Source organism: Alteriqipengyuania lutimaris, from assembly GCF_003363135.1.
Classification (GTDB): domain Bacteria; phylum Pseudomonadota; class Alphaproteobacteria; order Sphingomonadales; family Sphingomonadaceae; genus Alteriqipengyuania; species Alteriqipengyuania lutimaris.
In genome coordinates, this window is record NZ_QRBB01000001.1 from 809,629 (window position 1) to 829,339 (window position 19,711).

Annotated in this window: 14 protein-coding genes and 1 tRNA gene; 7 read left to right on the forward strand and 8 right to left on the reverse strand. The window is 67.2% G+C overall.

Going from position 1 to position 19,711, the window contains the following annotated elements; all coding sequences use genetic code 11:
* The first annotated feature begins 20 nt into the window (after nt 1-20).
* The 5 genes from DL238_RS03975 (at nt 21) to DL238_RS03995 (ending at nt 4,393) form a co-directional block, all read left to right on the forward strand.
* Nucleotides 21-302, forward strand: coding sequence for an integration host factor subunit beta (locus DL238_RS03975; protein WP_115491072.1), 282 nt, complete (start codon nt 21-23; stop codon nt 300-302).
* Nucleotides 303-382: 80 nt separating this feature from the next.
* A tRNA-Leu gene (locus DL238_RS03980) sits at nt 383-467 on the forward strand.
* 101 nt (nt 468-568) lie between these two features.
* Entirely contained in the window at nt 569-2,185 is a 1,617-nt protein-coding gene (locus tag DL238_RS03985; RefSeq protein WP_115491073.1) for an NAD(P)/FAD-dependent oxidoreductase, read from the forward strand.
* A gap of 23 nt (nt 2,186-2,208) precedes the next feature.
* Entirely contained in the window at nt 2,209-2,619 is a 411-nt protein-coding gene (locus DL238_RS03990) for a GtrA family protein (RefSeq protein ID WP_115491074.1), read from the forward strand.
* A complete protein-coding gene (locus DL238_RS03995; RefSeq protein WP_234030953.1) occupies nt 2,606-4,393 on the forward strand; it encodes a hypothetical protein in 1,788 nt (595 codons plus the stop codon). The genes DL238_RS03990 and DL238_RS03995 overlap by 14 nt, the downstream gene beginning before the upstream one ends.
* On the opposite strand, the gene msrB is transcribed toward DL238_RS03995, so the two are convergent.
* From msrB to DL238_RS04015, 4 genes are all read right to left on the reverse strand, one after another.
* Nucleotides 4,390-4,896 (reverse strand): peptide-methionine (R)-S-oxide reductase MsrB, encoded by a 507-nt coding sequence (msrB, locus tag DL238_RS04000; RefSeq protein WP_234030954.1) that lies wholly within the window; start codon nt 4,894-4,896, stop codon nt 4,390-4,392. The two genes, DL238_RS03995 and msrB, sit on opposite strands and share 4 nt — an antisense overlap.
* Nucleotides 4,897-4,981: 85 nt before the next feature.
* Entirely contained in the window at nt 4,982-6,337 is a 1,356-nt protein-coding gene (locus DL238_RS04005) for a cytochrome P450 (RefSeq protein WP_234030955.1), read from the reverse strand.
* 130 nt (nt 6,338-6,467) lie between these two features.
* Nucleotides 6,468-7,673 carry an ABC transporter permease gene (locus tag DL238_RS04010; protein WP_115491076.1) on the reverse strand — a complete coding sequence of 402 codons (1,206 nt, stop codon included), beginning with the start codon at nt 7,671-7,673 and terminating at the stop codon, nt 6,468-6,470.
* Nucleotides 7,670-8,620, reverse strand: a complete 951-nt coding sequence (locus tag DL238_RS04015; RefSeq protein ID WP_115491077.1) for an ABC transporter ATP-binding protein — start codon at nt 8,618-8,620, stop codon at nt 7,670-7,672. Before DL238_RS04015 ends, DL238_RS04010 begins: the two co-directional genes overlap by 4 nt.
* Nucleotides 8,621-8,707: 87 nt before the next feature.
* Here DL238_RS04015 and queG point away from each other — a divergent pair, with 87 nt between their 5' ends.
* Nucleotides 8,708-9,799 (forward strand): tRNA epoxyqueuosine(34) reductase QueG, encoded by a 1,092-nt coding sequence (gene queG, locus DL238_RS04020; RefSeq protein WP_115491078.1) that lies wholly within the window; start codon nt 8,708-8,710, stop codon nt 9,797-9,799.
* 103 nt (nt 9,800-9,902) lie between these two features.
* On the opposite strand, the gene DL238_RS15905 is transcribed toward queG, so the two are convergent.
* The 4 genes from DL238_RS15905 to DL238_RS04045 all read right to left on the reverse strand — a co-directional run bounded on the left by DL238_RS15905 (nt 9,903) and on the right by DL238_RS04045 (nt 17,745).
* The gene (locus tag DL238_RS15905; protein WP_147290987.1) at nt 9,903-10,679 is read right to left on the reverse strand and encodes a hypothetical protein; all 777 of its coding nucleotides are present in this window, start codon (nt 10,677-10,679) and stop codon (nt 9,903-9,905) included.
* Nucleotides 10,680-10,849: 170 nt separating this feature from the next.
* Nucleotides 10,850-12,079: an NAD(P)/FAD-dependent oxidoreductase gene (locus DL238_RS04035; RefSeq protein WP_115491081.1), complete on the reverse strand. Its 1,230-nt coding sequence runs from the start codon at nt 12,077-12,079 to the stop codon at nt 10,850-10,852.
* 49 nt (nt 12,080-12,128) lie between these two features.
* On the reverse strand, nt 12,129-16,856 hold the full coding sequence (locus DL238_RS04040; protein WP_115491082.1) for an NAD-glutamate dehydrogenase: 4,728 nt from the start codon (nt 16,854-16,856) through the stop codon (nt 12,129-12,131).
* Nucleotides 16,857-17,001: 145 nt separating this feature from the next.
* Nucleotides 17,002-17,745: an alpha/beta hydrolase gene (locus DL238_RS04045; protein WP_115491083.1), complete on the reverse strand. Its 744-nt coding sequence runs from the start codon at nt 17,743-17,745 to the stop codon at nt 17,002-17,004.
* Nucleotides 17,746-18,027: 282 nt separating this feature from the next.
* Here DL238_RS04045 and DL238_RS04050 point away from each other — a divergent pair, with 282 nt between their 5' ends.
* Nucleotides 18,028-19,707, forward strand: a complete 1,680-nt coding sequence (locus DL238_RS04050) for an alkaline phosphatase D family protein (RefSeq protein WP_115491084.1) — start codon at nt 18,028-18,030, stop codon at nt 19,705-19,707.
* The last annotated feature ends 4 nt before the right edge of the window (nt 19,708-19,711 follow it).

Genomic DNA, 19,711 nt, shown 5'->3' on the forward strand with positions numbered 1-19,711 from the left:
TCTATTGGGAGGCGCAAGACATGATCAGGTCCGAGCTGCTGCAGAAGCTGGCGCACGACAATCCGGAACTGCGTGCGCAGGAGATCGAGCAGGTGGTCGATATTTTCTTCGACGAGATCGCCGGTCGGCTGGCCGAAGGCGGCCGGGTCGAACTGCGCGGCTTTGGTGCCTTCTCCACGCGCGAACGCGAAGCCCGCACGGGCCGCAACCCCCGCACGGGCGAGGCGGTTGATGTCCCGGCGAAGCGCGTCCCCTATTTCAAGCCCGGCAAGGAAATGCGCCAGGCGCTCAATCCCGATTGAGTCGCTGGCGTCTCGCCAAAACCGATCGCGCCCGCTATTCGCACCGCTTCTTCCGCCGATGCCCACGGGCATCGGTGAGCGCGGGTGTGGCGGAATGGTAGACGCCGGGGACTTAAAATCCCCTGATCTGTGATCGTGTGGGTTCGAGTCCCACCACCCGCACCACCTTGCAGATCGCAGGCCAGCGCCCTTCGGGGCCAAATGTTTACGGCTCCCTAACCATTTTCCTTCACTCCCCGGTCGAGCAACGCACCACCGGGGGCCCGATGACCGAAGCCAATGCCAGCACAATCAATGTCGACGTAGCGATCATCGGTGCGGGTCCGGCAGGGCTGACCGCCGGCTATCTGCTGACCAAGGCGGGCAAGCGCGTCGCGATCATCGAGAAGGACGAAACCTATGTGGGCGGCATCAGCCGCACCGTGGAACACGATGGTTACCGCTTCGACATCGGCGGGCACCGCTTCTTCTCGAAATCGCAAGCGGTCGTCGACCTGTGGAACGAGATCCTGCCCGACGATTTCATCGAGCGCCCGCGGATGAGCCGCATCTATTACGAGGGCAAATTCTACTCCTACCCGCTGCGCGCCTTCGAAGCGCTGCGCAATCTGGGCCTCTGGCGCTCGACTGCATGCATGGCGAGCTACCTGCGGGCGCGCGCCTTCCCCAACCGCAATGTGAAGAGCTTCGAGGACTGGACCACCAACCAGTTCGGCAAGAAGCTCTACTCTATCTTCTTCAAGACCTACACCGAGAAGGTGTGGGGCATGCCCTGCGACGAAATGAGCGCGGACTGGGCGGCGCAGCGGATCAAGGGGCTTTCACTGATGGGCGCGGTGGTCGACGGGCTGAAGCGCAGCTTGGGCCTCAACAGAAAGCCCAACGACGGGATGCAGGCCAAGACCCTGCTCGAAAGCTTCCGCTACCCGCGCCAGGGCCCGGGCATGATGTGGGAAGCCGCGCGCGACAAGATCGAGGTGAGCGGCAAGGGGCAGGTCATCATGGGTCACGCGCTCGACCAGCTTGCCCATGTGACCACCGGGGATGGTCGTGGCGGCTGGCGCATGACCGCCAAGGGCCGCGACGGCATCGTGACCATCGAAGCGCACCACGCGATCAGCTCCGCACCGATGCGCCAGCTCGCGCGGCGGATGCACCCGCTGCCGCAATCGACCTTCCAGGCGAACGAACTCAAGTATCGCGACTTCCTCACCGTCGCGCTGATGGTGGAGGGCGAAGACCTGTTCCCCGACAACTGGATCTACATCCACGACAGCAAGGTGAAGGTCGGCCGCGTGCAGAACTTCCGCAGCTGGTCGCCCGAGATGATCCCGGACGAAGACATGGCCTGCGTCGGCCTCGAATATTTCTGCTTCGAAGGCGACGGGCTGTGGTCGATGGATGACGACGACCTGATCGCGCTGGCGACGCAGGAGATGGAAATTCTCGGCCTGCTCGACCCACGCAAGGTCAAGGGCGGCGCGGTCGTCCGGCAGGAAAAGGCCTACCCCGTCTATGACGAGGATTACGCCGCCAACGTCGCGGTTATGCGCGAGGAGCTCGAGGCGAAATACCCGACGCTCCACCTCGTGGGGCGCAACGGGATGCACCGCTACAACAACCAGGACCATGCGATGATGACCGCGATGCTGACGGCCGAGAACATCCTCGCCGGTGAGCGGGTGTACGACACCTGGTGCGTCAACGAAGACGCCGAGTATCACGAGGCTGGCGATGAAGGCGCCGAGACCGCGCTGCCTTCACGCGGTGTCACGCAAGACCAGGCCGCGGCGCTCAATTCGATGCGCGACGTGCCGACCCGCATCGTCGAAGACGTCGACGCCGCCGACGACGACGATGCGGCCAAGCGCCGCGCCGCCTGACCGCACCGCAGGAGAGCACCTTAATGCAGGCCATGCTGCACCGGCTGATCGATCTGACGATCCTGCGCTACCTTCTCGCCAGCGTGGGCGCGCTGGCGGTCGACATGGCGTGCTTCCTCGGACTGATGGCGGCCGGCATGCTGCCCGCAGCCGCCTCGGCAATCGGCTACGCGACGGGAATTGCGGCACACTGGCTGCTTTCCAGCCGCGCGGTCTTCACCGGACGCGTCGCAGGTAGCGGACTGGCACGCACGCGGCAGAAGGCGCTGTTCGTCGTCTCCGCCCTCGCGGGGCTGGCGCTGACCACGGGCATCGTCGCGACCTGCGACGCGCTGGAGATCGATCCGCGTGGCGGCAAGCTGGTCGCGATCGTGCTGAGCTTCGCGCTGACCTGGTGGCTGCGCAACCGGGTGGTCTTTCGTGCTCTCGCCTGACGGCACGCTCGATCGCCGCCTGCCATCGCGCGTTCGGCACGACATGTCGTACCTGGTGCGCATGTGGCTGCTGCTGGCCGTCGTCATCCTGTGCGCATCCGCCGGGCGCATCCTGCATTGGCAGTTTCCCGACCCCGACGACATCATGCGCCTGGTCCAGGTGCGCGACCTGCTGGGCGGGCAGGGCTGGTTCGACGTTTCGCAGCACCGGGTCGATCCCCTGCGCGAAGTCCCGATGCACTGGTCGCGACTGGTCGATCTCCCGCTCGTGCTCGTCATCGGCGCGCTGACCCCGCTCGTGGGGCAGGCGGCGGCCGAGGCGGTCGCGCTGATCGCCATTCCGCTGCTCACGCTGCTCGTCGCCATGCTGTTCACCGGTGCCGTCGCGGTGCGCCTGCTGGGGCGCGAGACCGGCGGCTGGGCGGTTCTCGTCGCCGGGCTGATGCCTCTCCTGATGCATCAGTTCCAGCCGCTCAGGATCGACCATCACGGCTGGCAGATCGCCTGTTTCGCCGCGTGCCTCTACGGCCTCTACGAGCGCCGCGGCATGCGCGGCCCCATCATGGCGGGGCTGGCGATGGCGTGGGGCCTGACCATTTCGATCGAGATGCTGCCACTCGCGGCGCTCGTGGGCGCGATCCTCGCACTGCGTTGGCTGCGCGATCACAATGCCCGGCTCGACCTGACGCATTACCTTCAGGCGCTGGCGGGCGGGCTGGTGGTGCTCCATCTCGCGACGCGCGGCTGGACAGCAACTTCGGCCTTCTGCGACGCGATCGGCCCTCAGCATATCGGGTTCTTCCTGGTCGTCGCACTGGGCACCACCGCGCTGCGCCATGCCCGGCCCCTTCCGCCGATCGCGCTGGTCGCTGGACTGGGAGCGACCGGGCTGGCGGGAATTGCGCTGTTCGGCTGGGTCTCGCCCGGCTGCGTGGGCACGCCGTTCGGCGCGCTGGATCCGGTCGTGCGCGACTTCTGGTACGTCAATGTGAGCGAGGGGCGCCCCTTGTGGGAGCAGGACGCCATGTTCCTGTTTCCCTTCGCGCAATTGCTCGTCGCTTTCATGGCCGCATTGGCGCTGTGGGCGCGGGCACCGCGCGAGACGCGGGCGTGGTGGCTCGAATTCCTGATCCTGTTCGCGGGCACGCTGGCGCTCGGCATGCTGGTGGTGCGCTCGCTCGCCTTTGCCTCGCTGCTCGCGACGGTGCCCTTTGCATGGCTGCTCGGCATCGCGCTCCACCGGCTGCGCACCAGCGGCGGAGCGCTGACGCGCATCGCCGTCGTGCTGGCGACCGTGCTGCTGGTCCTCCCGACCGCGCCGATGGCGATCGCGCAGAACCTCGCCCCCGACAATGCGGCGAAACCCGAGCCCGAGGAGATCGCGATGAGTTCGTGCGGCCTGCACGAAAGTGCGCGACGCATGGCCACGCTTGCCCCCGGTACGGTGTTCGCGCCGCTGGATATCGGCCCGACGATCCTGCTCGAAACACGGCACGGCGTGATCGCGACCGGGCACCACCGCGCGGACAAGGCGATGCGCGACGTGATCGGCGCCTTCGCTTCGCGCGAGGATGTCTCGCGCCAGATCGTGGACAGCTATGGCGCCGATTATCTCGTGCTGTGCACCGACCTGATCGAACCGTCGATCTACGCTACCCGCGGCGGCAAAGGCAGCCTCGCCGCGCGTCTGATCGAGGGCGATGCGCCCGACTGGCTCGAGCCGATGGCGCTGGGCGGGCCCGACACCTTCCGCGCGTGGCGCGTCAGGCGCTAGGCCGGACGGAAGTCCATCGCCACGCCGTTGATGCAGTGGCGTTTGCCGGTCGGCTTCGGGCCGTCGTTGAAGATGTGCCCCAGATGCCCGCCGCAGCGCGCGCAGTGCACTTCGGTGCGCGGCACGCCGATCTTGTAATCGGTCGAGGTGCCGACCGCGCCGGGCCGGATCGCCTGCCAGAAGCTGGGCCAGCCGGTGCCGCTGTCGAACTTGTGCTTCGAGCTGTAGACCGCCTGTCCGCAGCCTGCGCATTCGAAGGTGCCCGCGCGCTTTTCCTTGTCGAGCGGCGAGCTGTAGGCGCGTTCGGTGCCCGCTTTGCGCAGCACGTAGAATTCTGCGTCGGTCAGCTTCCGGCGCCATTCGGCCTCGCTGCGCTGGACGGGGAAGCTCTTCGCATTCGCGCTGCGCCCGCAGGCGACCAGCGCGAGGCTGGCGACCCCGCCACCCATCATGGCGAGCGCGGATCGGCGGTGGGGGCGGTTGGGGTTTGCTGGATCGGTCATGGCTTCGTCCTCTCGCATGGTCCCCATTTAGGGAGCCTGAAGGCGATTTCGAACCTGGCCCCGAGGACGTTACGCGCGGCCAGCGTCAGAACTGCGTCACTTCGACTTCCAGCTTGCGGAAGCCCTCGACGAAATTCGCCCGCACGCGGCTCACCTCGCCAGCGACATGCACCCGCAGCCGCCGCTCGTGCATTTCTTCGAGCAGCACGCGGAGCTGCAGTTCGGCGAGCCGCGCCCCCACGCAGCGGTGGATGCCGTAGCCGAAGGCGATGTGGCGGCGGGCATTCTCGCGCCGGATGTCGAGCTGCTCGGCGTTCTCGAAAACGCTCTCGTCCCGGTTGGCCGAATTGTACCACAAAACCACCTTGTCGCCCTCTTTGATGGTCTGGCCGAACAGCTCGGTATCCTGCGTGCAGGTGCGCCGCATGTGCTTGAGCGGGGTCTGGTAGCGGATGCATTCCTGCACCGCGTTGGGGATCAGGCTCGCGTCTTCCTCGAAAAGCTTGCGCTGGTCGGGGAAGCGGTCGAGCGCGTGGACGATCCCGCTCATCGTGTTGCGCGTGGTGTCGTTGCCGCCGACGATCAGCAGCACCAGATTGCCCATGAATTCCTGCGGGTCCATCTGGTTCATTGCAGGCGAGTGGATCATCCGGCTGATCAGATCGGGCGCCTCGCCCTTCTGCGCGCGGTCCGCCCACAGGATCTGGAAATAGGCCGCCATCTCGCGCAGCATCGTGCGCCGCGTATCGTCGAGCCCGCGCGCGGTGGCGAGTTCGGTGTCGCCCGCCCAGTCGGACCAGTGGGTGAGGAGATCGCGGTCCTCCCACGGGAAATCGAACAAAATCGCGAGCATGTCCGTAGTCAGAGGGATGCTCACCGTGTTCACCCAGTCGAAGGTTTCTCCGCGCGGCAGCGCGTCGAGCGTTTCGCCCGTGCGCTGGCGGATATCGCCTTCGAGCCGCGTCATCTCGGCAGGCGTGAAGGCAGGGGCCACGGTCTTGCGCTGGCCGGTGTGCTTGGGCCGGTCCATCGCGATGAACATCGGCAGTTCGAGGCGCTGTTCCTCGGGAATGTCGTCGAGCCGTTCGAGGATCGTGATGCCGCCATATTCCCAGCTCGACGAGAAGATGTCGGGCAGCGCTTCTGTATGCTGGATCGCCTTGTGGCCCACCACCGACCAATAGGGGCCGTAGGGGCTTTCGGGGATGTAATGCACGGGCCCCGCGGCGCGCATTTCCTTGAAGATCGGCTCCCACCGGTTTTCCGCGTAGATGTCGCTGCGGCTGGTGTCCCACTTGTAGAGGTGCTGCGGGCGGGTGTCGGGATGGGCGGCGTAATGCGCTTCCAGCGCCTCGTGCGCGCTCGGCGAACGCTTCCACGGATGCGCGCGAGCGGCCTCGGGGGGCAGGGTCTGCGTGTGCTGCTGGGCGGCGGTGGCCATGGCTGTCTCTCCTCGTCCGGCGCGCCTTCATGGGCGTGCCGTGACGCGAGCCATCCTGAACCATGGGGCCCTCAAGTCAAGATAGGTTCCTAATCGGGACCGATCCTTGGCGGCCGTCCGCGCCGCGCCGTCAGGCAGGGGCCTTGCGACGCCTGCCCTTCTTCTCGCGCCCCGCGCCGCCCGACTTGAGCACCCTCCGCCGGAACAGCGTCGCACCGACCTTCACGAAGATCGCGACCCACAGCACCTGCCACGCCAGTGCGACGAGATGCCACCACAGCACACCTTCCTTCGCCGCGCGCGCCAGCATCATGTACGGGCTCGACAGCGGGAAGATCGCGGCGAAGATTTCCAGCGGCGATCCGGTCTGGCGCATCGCGAAATTGGCGAGGAAGAAGATCAGCAGCTGCAGGATCGTGGCGGGCAGGCTGATCGTCTGCACGTCGCGCACGGTCGGCGCCATCGAACCGACCGTGAGGAACACCGACCCGATCAGCAGGTACGCCATCGCGAAATAGAGCACGAACAGCGCGAAGAACAGCGGCCAGCCGACCGCCGGCGGCGGGATCACGGGCAGGGCGCTGGCGCCCAGCACGAGGATCAGCCCGGCCACGCCGCCCCAGACCGCCAGCCCGACGAGGCTGACGCCGAGCATCGCGAACAGCTTGCCCACGAACACCGCATCCATGGGGATCGCGGCGGCGAGGATCTCGATGATCTTGTTGCCCTTTTCCTCCACGAGATTGGACAGCACCATGCCCGCCAGCAGCATCGTGAGCATGAACAACAGGACGAGGCCGATCTGCGCGGTGACGTCATTGGCGGTCTGGCGGTTGATGAAGCCGCTGTCGGTGGTGTCGATCGCGAGATCGGCCTGAGGCACGGCAACGCCGCGTGCGGCGCCGACCATCACGGCGACCTCGCCTTCCCAGCGCTCCACATCCTCCTTCGGCCCGGTCAGCAGCGGCGCGTCGAGGCTGCCGGTGAGCACGGCGAACAGATTGCGGTCCTCGTCGTCGAGCAGCGCGCGAGGGTCCGCCGGGGCGGCTGAATCGACCAGCGCGAGGTCGGGCATGCCGACCAGCGGATCGAGCTCTTGCTGCGCGCCCGCCAGCGCAGCGTTTTCGTCCGCCGACATCGCGACGCCCAGTTGCGGGTCGTCGATATTGCTCGCGGCCATTCCGCCCACCACGCCGCCGCCGGCGGTGATCGCGAGGAAGAAGAGGGGGCCGACGAGGAACAGCAGGAACACCTTGCTGAAGACGATCGCGGTGAAATCGCGCCGCGCGATGACGAAGGCGGCCTGCCACAGCGGAAGACGTGCGGAATCGCTCATGCCACCTCCTCCGTCGCCGGCTCGGTGCCCGCCATGGCCTTGGCCGCGGCTTCGCCCGCAATCGTGACGAAGGCGTCGTGCAGGCCGGCGCGCTCGATCGAGAGCGAGCGGATGCCCGCATTGCCTTCGATCAGCGCGCGCAGCAGCGGCTCGATACCGCTCTCGGGCAGTTCGAACACCCACGCCTCCCCGTCGCGCCTGGCCGTTTCGGGCAGGGCGGCGCGCCACCGGCCGTCCTCGTTGCGCGTCTCCAGCCGCACCTGCGGCGGCAGCCGGTCGCGCGCAACCTCGACCGATCCCGCATAGGGCACCTTGCCGCCCGCGATGATCGCGACGTCGCTGCACAGGCGTTCCGCATGGTGGATCACGTGGGTCGAGAAGATCACCGTGGTGCCGTCCTGTGCCAGCTGTCGGATCAGCGCCTCCAGCTTGCCCTGGTTGATCGCGTCGAGGCCCGAGAACGGCTCGTCGAGGATGACCAGTTCGGGCCGGTGGACCAGCGTGCCGAGCAGCTGCACGGTCTGCGCCATGCCCTTGGACAATTCCTTGATCTTCTTGTCGACCGCGTGGCCGAGGCCATGGGCCTCCATCAACTCCGCACCGCGTCTGCGACCCTCGGCCTGCGGGAGCCCGCGCAAGGATCCCATGAAGCCGATCGCTTCGGTCGCCTTCATCGCCGGGTAGAGCCCGCGTTCCTCGGGCAGGTAGCCGATCCGCCGGGCGATGCGCTGCGGGCGATCCTCGCCGAAAATGCGCCGCACGCCCTCGTCCGGGTCGATGATGCCCAGGATCATTCGCAAGGTCGTGGTCTTGCCCGCGCCGTTGGGGCCGAGGATGCCGTAGATCGCGCCGCGCGGCACCGTCAGGTCTACCCCGTTCACCGCCAGCGTGCTGCCGAAGCGCTTCACGAGGCCCCGGGCCTCGATCGCGGGTTCGTTCGTTTCCATATGTTTGTCGCGTCCCCGAGCTTCGTCTAGCACGTCGTTGATCGGCGGCGAACCTGCCGCCCCGCGCGCGAAGGAGCAAGCCCGTCCATGAGCGAAGCGGGTAAAATCGACCGACTGCAAGCCGATCTCGTCGAAAAGGCGCGCGATCTCGGCTTCGCGAGCGTGCGCTTCGCCGATGCGCACGACGATCCGGCAATGGCCGAGCGGCTGCGGTCGTGGCTCGAGGCGGGCTATCACGGCAGCATGGGGTGGATGGAGCGCGACCCGTCGGTACGCGCCGGGCCGCAGGGCATGTGGCCCGAAGCGCGCAGCGTGATCGCACTGGGGGCGAACTACGCCCCGGCGCAGGACCCGCTGGAGGCGGCCGAGCCGAAGGACCAGGCGCGCATATCGGTCTATGCGCAGGGGCAGGATTACCACGTCGTGCTCAAGAAGGCGCTCAAGGCGCTCGCCCGCTGGCTGGTGGCGGAGGCGGAGACGCGCGGCCTGGGCGAGGCGCGAATGAAGCTGTTCGTCGACACCGCGCCGGTGATGGAAAAACCGCTGGCGCAGCGTGCGGGGGTGGGCTGGCAGGGCAAGCACACCAACCTCGTCAGCATGGAGCACGGCAGCTGGCTGTTCCTCGGCGCGGTCTATTGCACGCTGCCCTTCGTCGCCGACGGCCCGCACGAGGACCGCTGCGGATCGTGCCGCGCATGCCAGGATGCGTGCCCGACCAATGCCTTCCCGCGTGCCTACACGATCGATGCGCGCCGTTGCATCTCGTACCTCACGATCGAGCATGACGGGCCGATCCCGCACGAATTCCGCGAGGCGATCGGCAACCGCATCTATGGCTGCGACGATTGCCTGGCGGTGTGCCCGTGGAACAAGTTCGCCGAAAGCGCGGCGGCCAACCGCGCCTTCCTCCCACGCGCAGAGCTGGTCCGGCCGCGCCTCGCGGACCTGTTGCAACTCGACGATGTGGGGTTTCGCAAGCTGTTCTCGGGCTCGCCGATCAAGCGGATCGGGCGCGACAGGTTCGTGCGCAACTGCCTGATCGCGGCGGGCAATAGCGGCGAGCCGGGGTTGCTCGATCAGGTCGAGCCGCTGCTCGCCGATCCCGATCCGGTGGTGGCGGAGGCGGCGCAGTGGGCTGCGGAGAGGCTGAACCTTCCTTCACCGTCGCCCGAGGCTTGATCCGGCAGCCCTGCGCAAGAGCTGCTGGTCCGCAGGCGACCCTAAAAATGGCCGTAGGACGATCAACCCACCCCCCCGGAAACCGGTCACTTATCGCGAAAATTTATGGCCGAGCTGCTATTGGCGCTGGCAGCACAATAAGCTCAATCGCATGGCTATGCCGATACCCTCGTAAGCCTGCGTTGTAGGCGATGGCAAAGCGCTGGATGACGTGCAGAACTTCGGCAACTCCCGCATTGGGCAAATCCCCATCGCGGATAGGATCGAACCCGGCAAAGTCGGGAGCGTCCGGCGCAATGACCGTCATTGCCCGGATGCGATGCTCGGAGCAATTCTCGACTGCGACCTCTACCAGATCGTCAAGCGCAGATTTTGTGGCCAATTTACTCTCGTCTGCTGAGCGAATTTGGCGATCAAGGCAATTCCAGTAGCCATCAAGAATATTAAGCGCCAATTCTGCGCGACCTTGATCCTCTTTGGAGAAGCTTGGATCGATCCGAGGGCGGATCTTCTGCTCGAGCAAATAACGCGCCAGCCCGTTTTTGTAGCCTTCAACATATTGGTTGCCGCCAGTACCGAACCAGCGCGCGTCATCGATCTCTTGTTGAAGTTCCTGCCAAGGATTTCCGGGAACTACGCATAGCATGTGATCATCGACCGTACTTGTCATACGCCGATAAGCGCAATCGGCATTCAAGCGCGCAACAATCAGAACAGTCTCGAACTGAGGGCCAAAATCAAGTTGCTCAGATTGAGCTGACGCAGGACCACTAAAGCTCATTGAAATCGCAGCCAGCAGGATAGTTAGAGATTTCAATTTGCTGGCCCCATTTTTGCTACCCCGAATTTGCGCCCGATCGCTTGAGGACGCTTTCTTCATTCCTAATTCGCGAATGTCCGCTCTCTACGGCGCCCGCTCTAAAGCCGACAGTCGCAAAACTACCCCGATCCGGACGTTTGCCACCAATTCAACATCTCGCGATAGCCGACTGTCCGCTATCCAGGCAGTTTCATACCCCAAAGGGGTGACGGCCAGTCTCGGTAGAGGCTTTAAAGCAAACTCTTCAGCGCCACTTCGGGATCGGCCAGCGCATCGCGGTCGGGTTCGCTGCGCGCCTCGATCAGGCGGCGCCCTTGGGCATAGTCGCGCGTCGCGTTGACGCAGTCGAGCGCGGCCACGCGCCCCTCGCGCAGGTACACGACCGAGAAGCTGCGGCTGTCCGGATCGCCCCGGACCACCGCCTCGTCGTCCTCGCTCGAAAAGCCGACCGTCTGCAGCCGCAGGTCGTACTGGTTGGACCAGAACCACGGCACGACGTTGTAGGGCACGCGCTCGCCGGTCAGGTGCTTGGCGACCGTGTTGGCCATGTCGGTCGCGTTCTGGACCGATTCGAGGCGTATCACCTTGTTGTCGGCATAGGGGTTTGCATGGGCCGCGCAGTCCCCGATGGCGTAGGTATCGTCGAGGCTGGTGCGGCACAGATCGTCGACGTCGACGCCGTTGGTGCCTGCCGCGCCCGCCGCCAGCAACGGCCCCACTGCGGGCACGATCCCGATGCCGACGATAACCAGATCCACCTCGACCTCGCCGCCATCCTCCAGAGCGACCGCGCGGACATTGCCGTTGCCATCGCCCAGCAGCCTCTCGACCGTGTGGCCGAGCATAAGGTCGACGCCCTGCCGCCGATGCTCCGCCTCGTAGAAGGTGGACAGCTCCGCGCCCGCAACCCGGCTGAGGACGCGGGTCTCGCGCTCGATCACGGTGACCGGCAGGCCGAGCCCGCGGAAGACCGCCGCGGCTTCCAGTCCGATATAGCCGCCGCCGATCACCACGACGCGCCGGGCCCCGCCATCGATCTGCGCGCGGATGCGGTCGACATCGCCGCGTGTGCGGATCGAATGCACGCCGTCGAGGTCCGCGCCTTCGCACGGCAGCCTGCGCGGATCGCCGCCCGCCGCCCAGATCAGCGTGTGATAGTCGATGCGGTTGCCATCGCTCAGCTCCACGCTGCGCAATTGCGGGTGGATCGCGACCGCTGCGCAGCCCGTGCGGATATCGACGTTGCGCTCGGCCCAGTAGGTTTCGGGCCGGATCAGCAGCTTCTCGAACGGGCGGCTTCCGGCGAGGTAGTCCTTGGACAGTGGTGGGCGCTCGTAGGGGAGAAATGCTTCGCGCGTCACCAGGACCACGCGCCCTTCGAAGCCGCGCTGCTTGAGTGCGAGCGCGGCCTGCGCGCCGCCGTGGCCGCCGCCCACGATCAGGACGTCCGCAAAGCTCATGCCGGGTTTCCCACGCGCATTGTCGTCAGCGGGATCATGACCGGGGCCATCAGCGGGCCAGCAGGTTGCGTGCCTGGCTGGCCACCTGCGCCAGCGTGGCGGGTGCGACCGGGTTCTGCGCCTGCGCGCGGCGGATCATCGCGCGGAACTGCCGGACGGCGGGTTCGTGCGCTTCGACCCAGGCTTCCACCCGCTGGCACGGGCTGCCCGAGCCGCCGCCCGGCTCGCAAATGCGGCGCAGGAATTCGAGCCGCATCTGCTGGAAATCGCGCGCCAGCCCGGCGACCAGCAAGCGGTCCCAGACATCCGACGGCGACATCAGCGCCGCGGTGCCCTGCGCCCAGTCGAGGCCGAGCTCTCCGCCGATATCGCTGAACGCCTTGGCGACGCTGCGCGGCTCAAGCTCCAGATCGCTGGCAAGCTTGGCAATGCCGATCCCGCCATCGAGATCGAACAGGTGCGCGACCTGCGCGGCAACCGCTTCGGGTGCGCCCTGCTTGACGAACTCGGCGCGCATGCGTGCCGACCGCTGGCGGGTTTCCGCCGCCAGCAGGTCGACCGTGCCCTGCCGCAGGATGTCGAGCGTCGGCCGCAGCTCCTCGACCACGGTGCTGGGCGCGGAGGAACCGCACATGCGGATCGCATCGGCCATCTGGATGCGCATGGCGGTCGCCACGCGGTCGAACAGCAGCAGGCGCGCATCCTCGGGCATCTCGCTTTCGTCGAGCGCGTCCCAGATTTTCTGGATGTCGAGCAGGCGGTCCGCGGTGACGAAGGCGCTGGCGACTTCGTGCAGGCCGACGCCTTCTTCCTCGGCGAGCTCGAACGGATGGACCATGCCCATCCGGTTGACGATCCGGTTGGCAAGATCGGTCGCGATGATCTCGTTACGCAGGCGATGCTGGCGGATCTGCTCGGCGAATTTTTCGCGCAGCGGCGCCGGGAAATAGCCGAACAGCGTGCTTTCCATGGCCGGATCGCGCGGCAGGCTGCCCGCTTCGATCGCGTCCTGCAGCGTCAGCTTGGCGCTCGACAGCAGCACCGCGAGCTCGGGCCGGGTCAGGCCGATCCCTTCGCCCGCGCGGCGGGTGAAGGTCTCGTTGTCGGCAATGCCTTCGGTCCGGCGGTCGAGCATGCCCGATTCTTCGAGCGTCTCGATCAGGCGGATGGTCGATGCGGTCGCCGCGTCGCCGCCCTGCTCGGCGATCGAGATCGCGAGCGCCTGCAGCCGGTTGTCCTCGAGCACGATGGCGGCAACGTCCTCGGTCATAGAGGCGAGCAGCGTGTTGCGCTTTTCCTCGGTCAGCTTGTCGGCGCGGCGCGCGGCGGCGAGCGCGATCTTGATGTTGACCTCGTTGTCCGAGCAGTCGACCCCGGCCGAGTTGTCGATGAAATCGGTGTTGAGGCGCCCCCCGGCGAGCGCGTATTCGATCCGGCCCGCCTGGGTGACGCCCAGGTTCGCGCCTTCGCCGATCACCTTGGCGCGCAGGTCCTCGCCATTGACGCGCAGCGCGTCGTTGGACGGGTCGCCGACCTGGATGTTGTTTTCCCTCTCGGCCTTCACATAGGTGCCGATGCCGCCGAACCAGAGCAGGTCGGCCGGCGCCTTGAGGACCAGCGAGATCAGCGTCTCGGGATCGGTTTCCTCGATATCGGTGCCCAGCGCGCTGCGCGCCTGCTTGGACAGCGTGATCGACTTCTCGGTCCGCGGGACGACCATCCCGCCCTTCGAGATCAGGCTCTTGTCGTAGTCGTCCCAGCTCGACCGGGGGAGCTCGAACAGGCGCTTGCGCTCTTCCCAGCTCTTTGCCGGATCGGGATCGGGATCGATGAAGATGTGCCGGTGGTCGAAGGCGGCGACGAGGCGGATCGCCTTGGACAGCAGCATCCCGTTGCCGAACACGTCGCCCGACATGTCGCCGCAACCCACGACCTTGGTCGGCTGGGTCTGCACGTCGACGCCCATCTCGCGGAAATGCCGCTGGACCGAGACCCACGCGCCGCGCGCGGTGATGCCCATTTCCTTGTGGTCGTAACCGTGGGAGCCGCCGCTGGCGAAGGCATCGTCGAGCCAGAAGTCCTTCGATTCCGCGATCGCGTTGGCGACGTCGGAGAAGCGCGCCGTGCCCTTGTCCGCCGCGACGACGAAATAGGGGTCCGGATTGTCGAGGATGCGCACGCCTTCGGGATGGACGACGTTGTCGTCCACGATGTTGTCGGTGATCGACAGGAGCGAGCGGATGAAGACCTCGTAGCTCGCCTGTCCTTCGGCCGCCCAGCCGTCGCGGTCCACCGCGGGGTTGGGCAGTTGCTTGGGATAGAAGCCGCCTTTCGCGCCGGTCGGCACGATCACCGCGTTCTTCACGCGCTGCGCCTTCATCAGGCCGAGCACTTCGGTGCGGAAGTCGTCGCGCCGGTCGGACCAGCGAAGCCCGCCGCGCGCCACCGCGCCGGCGCGCAGGTGGATGCCCTCGACTCGGCGCGAATAGACGAAGATCTCGCGGAACGGGATCGGCTTGGGCAGGCCCGGAACCTTCGCCGAATCGAACTTGAACGACAGCGCGATCGCCGGCGTCAGCGCAAAGGCGTTGGTGCGCAGCATCGCCTCGATCGTGCTGCGGTAGAGGCGCAGCAGGCGGTCGTCGTTGATCGCCGCGACATCGTGCAGCCCTTCCTTGATACGCTCCTGAGCATCGCTTTCCGCCGCCTCGCGGTCGCCTTCGAACGCCGGATCGTGCCGCGCGACGAACAGCGCGATCAGGGCCCGCGTCACCTTGGGGGCGTGCGCCAGCGCGTCGACCACGGTGTAGATCGTGAAGCCCATGCCCGTCTGGCGCAGATAGCGGTAGATCGCGCGCAGCCATTCCGCCTCGCGCGCCTCCAGCCCGGTGCTCAGCACCAGGCGGTTGAAGGGATCGTCCTCGGCCAGCCCGTTGAGGACCGCGGCGATCGCGCCCTCGATCGCGGGCGCACGCTCGAGCAGGTCGCCGGGTTCGACCCCGGGGCCGAGGCCGCAGTGGAAATCGTGGATCGTGCCGAGCGTCCCGTCGGCCAGCGGCGTGGGCAGTTCGCTGATCGTCCTGAGCCCGAAATTCTCGAGCGCGGGCACCGCTTCGGACAGCGGCAGCGTGCCTTCGTTCTGGTAGATCTTGAGCCGCAGGTTGGCGCCGTGTTCGGCCGAGGTCCGCCGCAGGCGCACCGCGCGCTTCAGCGCGTCACCTTCGGCCCCACTTGCCGGATCGTCGCTCGCATTGCCGGCATGGCTGGCGAGATCGCGCATCCGCACGATGTCGAGCGCAGCCTCCGCCGCGCCGCTATCCGCGCGGTAGAAGGTCGGGAAATTGTCGGCATAGCGCCGCGCCAGCGATGCCGCCTCGTCCGGATCGACATGCGCGCGCAGTTCGTTCTCGACCGCTTCGGACCATGCGCGCAGCATTTCCTGCAGGCGCGACTCGAGATCGGCTTCGCTGTATTGTGCGCGGCTGTCGCGGAAATCGAGCACGAAGCGCAGCAGCGCCAGCGCGCCGCCTTCGATCTCGACGCTCCAGTCGAGCAGGCTCGATCCCGTGCTGTCCGCCAGCAGCGTCTGGATCTGCAGCCGCACGTCGGTCGACATCAGGTCGCGCGGCAACCATACAAAGGCGAACAGGTGCCGCGCGAGCGGCGCCTCGACCAGCGCGAGGCGCGGGCGCGGCCGGTCGGTCAGGCTCATGGTGGTGGTCGCCACCCGGCGCACGTCCTCGTCGCGGAAGCCGATCACGAGGTCGTGCGGCAGCGCGGTCAGCGCATGGACCAGTGCCTTGCCCGCGTGCCCGTCGGGATCGAAATCGAGCTCGTCCATCAGCTCGCCCAGCTGGCGGCGCAGGCGCGGCACGGCATGCGGATCGGTCGCCAGCGCGGCGCTGGTCCAGATCCCGGCATGGACCGACACCGCCACGATCTCGCCCCCCTCGTGCCCGCCTTCCCTTACCGGCACGAGGAACAGGTCGAGCGGCACGCGCCGGTGCACGTTCGACACGCGGTTGGCCTTCACGATCAGCGGCATGCGTGCGTTCGCATTCGCGGGATCGTCGAACCAGGCGAAGGCCCGGTCGAACGACGGATCGGCGAGGATCGCGCGCGTGCTTGCACGGCAGATGCCCAGCGCTTCGTCTTCGCGCCCGTCGCGGTAGCGCACGAGGTGGCCGAGCTGGGTCAGCATGCCCCCGCTCAGCCATTCGAGCAGGCTCGCGCCTTCGGCGTCGTCGAGCTTCGAGGCGTCCTGCTGCATCGCCTTGCGCATGGCGGACCAGTCGGTCACCGCCGCACGCACGTCGGCCAGAGTGGTGCGCAATTCCTGCTCGAGCGTGTCGCGCGTTGCCGGATCGGCCGGCTCGGTCTCGAGATAGATCATCGATTCGCGCGGGGCGCCGCTGTCCCTGCCGGGCAGGTCGCGCAGCACGCCGTCCTCGTCGCGCTGCACGCGCAGCACGGGGTGCACCAGGCGATCGATCGAAAGACCCAGGTCGGCGATCTGGGCGGAGACCGAATCGACCAGGAAGGGCATGTCGCCGTTGATGAGGGCGATCCGCAGGCGGCGGTTGCCGTCCTCGCCGCTGCGCATCGCGATCGCGGGTTCCCCCGCAGGGCGGCGTGCCGCGGTTTCGAGAACGAAGTTCGCCGCCTCGTCGAGGTCGCCGTTCGCGAAGGGCTGGTCGACCGGCAGCAGCGATTCGCGAATCCGCGCGCTCAGCTGCTGCAGCAATCGATCGTCGGCCTGCTTAGTGTCGCCTGCCATTCTCGTTCCGTCTCCCATGCCGGACCATCAACGGTCCAAGGCATTATAGTATCCTCGCGCGCCCTTTACGGCGGCGCCACATGCCTCGCGCCGTTAGGCGCTTGCGGAAGACGCCGCAAGGATGGGGGCAGGGATCAGGGCAAGCTCAAGCGGCAGGCAGCATCGCATCTACGGCCGCCAGCAGGCGGGCAATATCGTTCGGGCGCGACAGGCGATGGTCGCCATCCTTGGTCAGCTGGATCACCACGCTTTCCGAGGCGAGCATTTCCCCCAGTTTCATGCTCTTGTCCCACAGCACCTCGCGGTCGGCCTGGCCGTGCAGCAGCGTGGCGGGGCAGGTCAGCGGGATGGGCGCATGGAGCAGGCGGTGGGCCTGCGCATCGGCCCAGAAGGCGGCGTGCGTCGGCGTCGGTTCGGGGCCGTAGGGGTTGTCCTCGTAGACGCTCTCCCCCGCCTCGAGCTGCGCCTTCTGTGCATCGTCGTAGCCCCAGTCGGAAAAGTCGGGTGCGCTCGCGATGCCGACCATGCCCGCCAGCTTGCCATCGAGGGCCAGCGCCACGAGCAGCATCAGCCAGCCGCCCATCGACGACCCGACCAGCAGGACCGGCCCCTCGATCGTCGCCTCGATCAGCGCGAGCACGTCGTCGCGCCAGCGGCTGAGCGTGCCGTCCGCAAAATCGCCGCTGCTTTGTCCGCAGCCTGAATAGTCGAGCAGCAGGCAGGTGCGCCCGTGCGCCTGCGCCCAGTCGAACAGCGCGGTCGCCTTCGATCCCGCCATGTCGGACATGTAGCCGGGCAGGAAGACGATTGCAGGGGAGGCGGCGTCGGCGCCCCGGGTGAGGCGGTAGGCGACGCGGCGGCCGTCGGGCATGGCGTGGAATTCGGTCATCGCCTAAAGGGGTAAGGGCGTCGCCATGCGCTGTCCATCGGCGGCCCGGGGCATCATGGCGGGCAGCCACCGATTCCCGTCCGACTTTCCTACTCGACTGTTGCGCGTTATGCACCTTGCGAGTGACGCGGTTTGTTGCCTCACACCCGCAGAATAGCGCGCCTTGCGATGCGTTTCGGGCAACCGGCTTTTTTGCTTCTGGACAGTGTGTCAGGTGTGTCAGGCGACGGGTCCTTCGCGCCCGTCTCGGTTCTTTCACGAAGAGCGGATAGGCGATCGTCCATGAGCAACCTTCTCGCACCCCCGCCCGCCGCCACGACGCACACATCCTCCGGTCTTTCGCTCGACCGCCGCACGCTGCTGGCGGGCGGTGCGCTGGGCGCCGGGCTCGCCGCCATGCCGCTGTCGGCCCAAGGCGCCGCGCGCGGTTTCACCCACGGCATCGCCAGCGGCGAGCCGCACGCCAACGGCGTGCTGCTCTGGACCCGCTTCGTCGGGTCGAACGAGGCGAAGCTAGCGTGGGAGGTAAGCGACAGCGCGCAGTTCACGCGGGTGGTCGCAGAAGGCGAAACGCTGGCCGCGCCAGGGAGCGACTGGTGCGCGAAGGCGCAGGTGACCGGGCTCGAACCGAACCGCTGGTATTACTACCGCTTCACCGGGCCGGATGGCTCGCGCTCCGCCATCGGGCGCACCCGTACGCTGCCGGTCGGCCCGACCAGCCGTTACCGGCTCGGCGTGTTCTCCTGCTCCAACATGGGCTTCGGCTATTTCAACGCCTATGCCCACGCGGCGGAGGCGAACGAGTTCGACCTGCTCCTGCACCTGGGCGATTACCTGTACGAGTACCAGGTGGGCAAATATCCCGAGATGGACCAGATCGTGGAGGGACGCGCGATCGCGCCGACCAGTGAGATCGTGCAGCTGGCCGATTATCGCCTGCGGCATGCGACCTACCGGATGGACCCGGACCTGCAGCGGCTCACGCAGCTCTATCCGATGATCCTCATCCCCGACGATCACGAGAGCGCGAACGATTCGTGGACAGGCGGGGCGGAGAACCACCAGAGCGCCACCGAGGGATCGTGGGATGCGCGCAAGGGTGCGGCGATGCGCGCCTATCGCGAATGGCTGCCCGTGTCGGACGATCCGTGGAAGGCCTACCAGCTCGGCGATCTCGCCACGCTGTTCCGGCTGGAGACGCGCCTGACGGGCCGCGATGAGCAGCTGAACGTCGCGAGCGTGCTGGCAGGCAAGTCGACCCCCGACGAGATGATGGCCGCACTTACCGCGTTCCGCGACGGTGCGTGGGCCGATCCCTCGCGCCACATGCTGGGCGCGGCGCAGGAGGCGTGGCTGGCCGGGCAACTGCGCGCCTCGACCCGCAACGGCACGCGCTGGCAGGTGCTGGTCCAGCAGGTGCTGATGGGCAGCCTTTCCACCCCGACCGCCTTCGCCGATGCGCTTCCCGCGAATGCGCCCGAGGCGCTGCGCCAGCGGGTCGTCGCCGGGGCCATGGCGACACGGGCGGGCCTGCCGCTCAACATGGATGCGTGGGACGGCTATCCGGCGGCGCGTGCGCGCGTGTTCGAGGCGGCGCTTGCGGCCGACGCGAATCTCGTCGTGCTGGCGGGCGATACGCACAATGCGTGGGGCTTCGACCTCGCGCATGATGGCCGCGCGGTCGGCGTCGAATTCGGCGTCAGCTCGGTGACCTCGCCGGGGTTCGAAGGCTACATCGCGCAGGTCCCGCCCGCGCTGATGCAGGCCGCGCTGGTGGGGGCCAATCCGCAGCTGCAATGGGCGGACACCGCGCAGCGCGGCTACATGGCGCTGGAGCTGACGCCGCAGGCCGCGACCTGCGAATGGCGCTTCATGTCGGGCGTGCGCCAGCGCGGAACGCAGCTGGCGGGCACGCACCGTATGACGAGCGCGCTGGGGTCGGGCACGCTCGCGAAGGGATGACCGG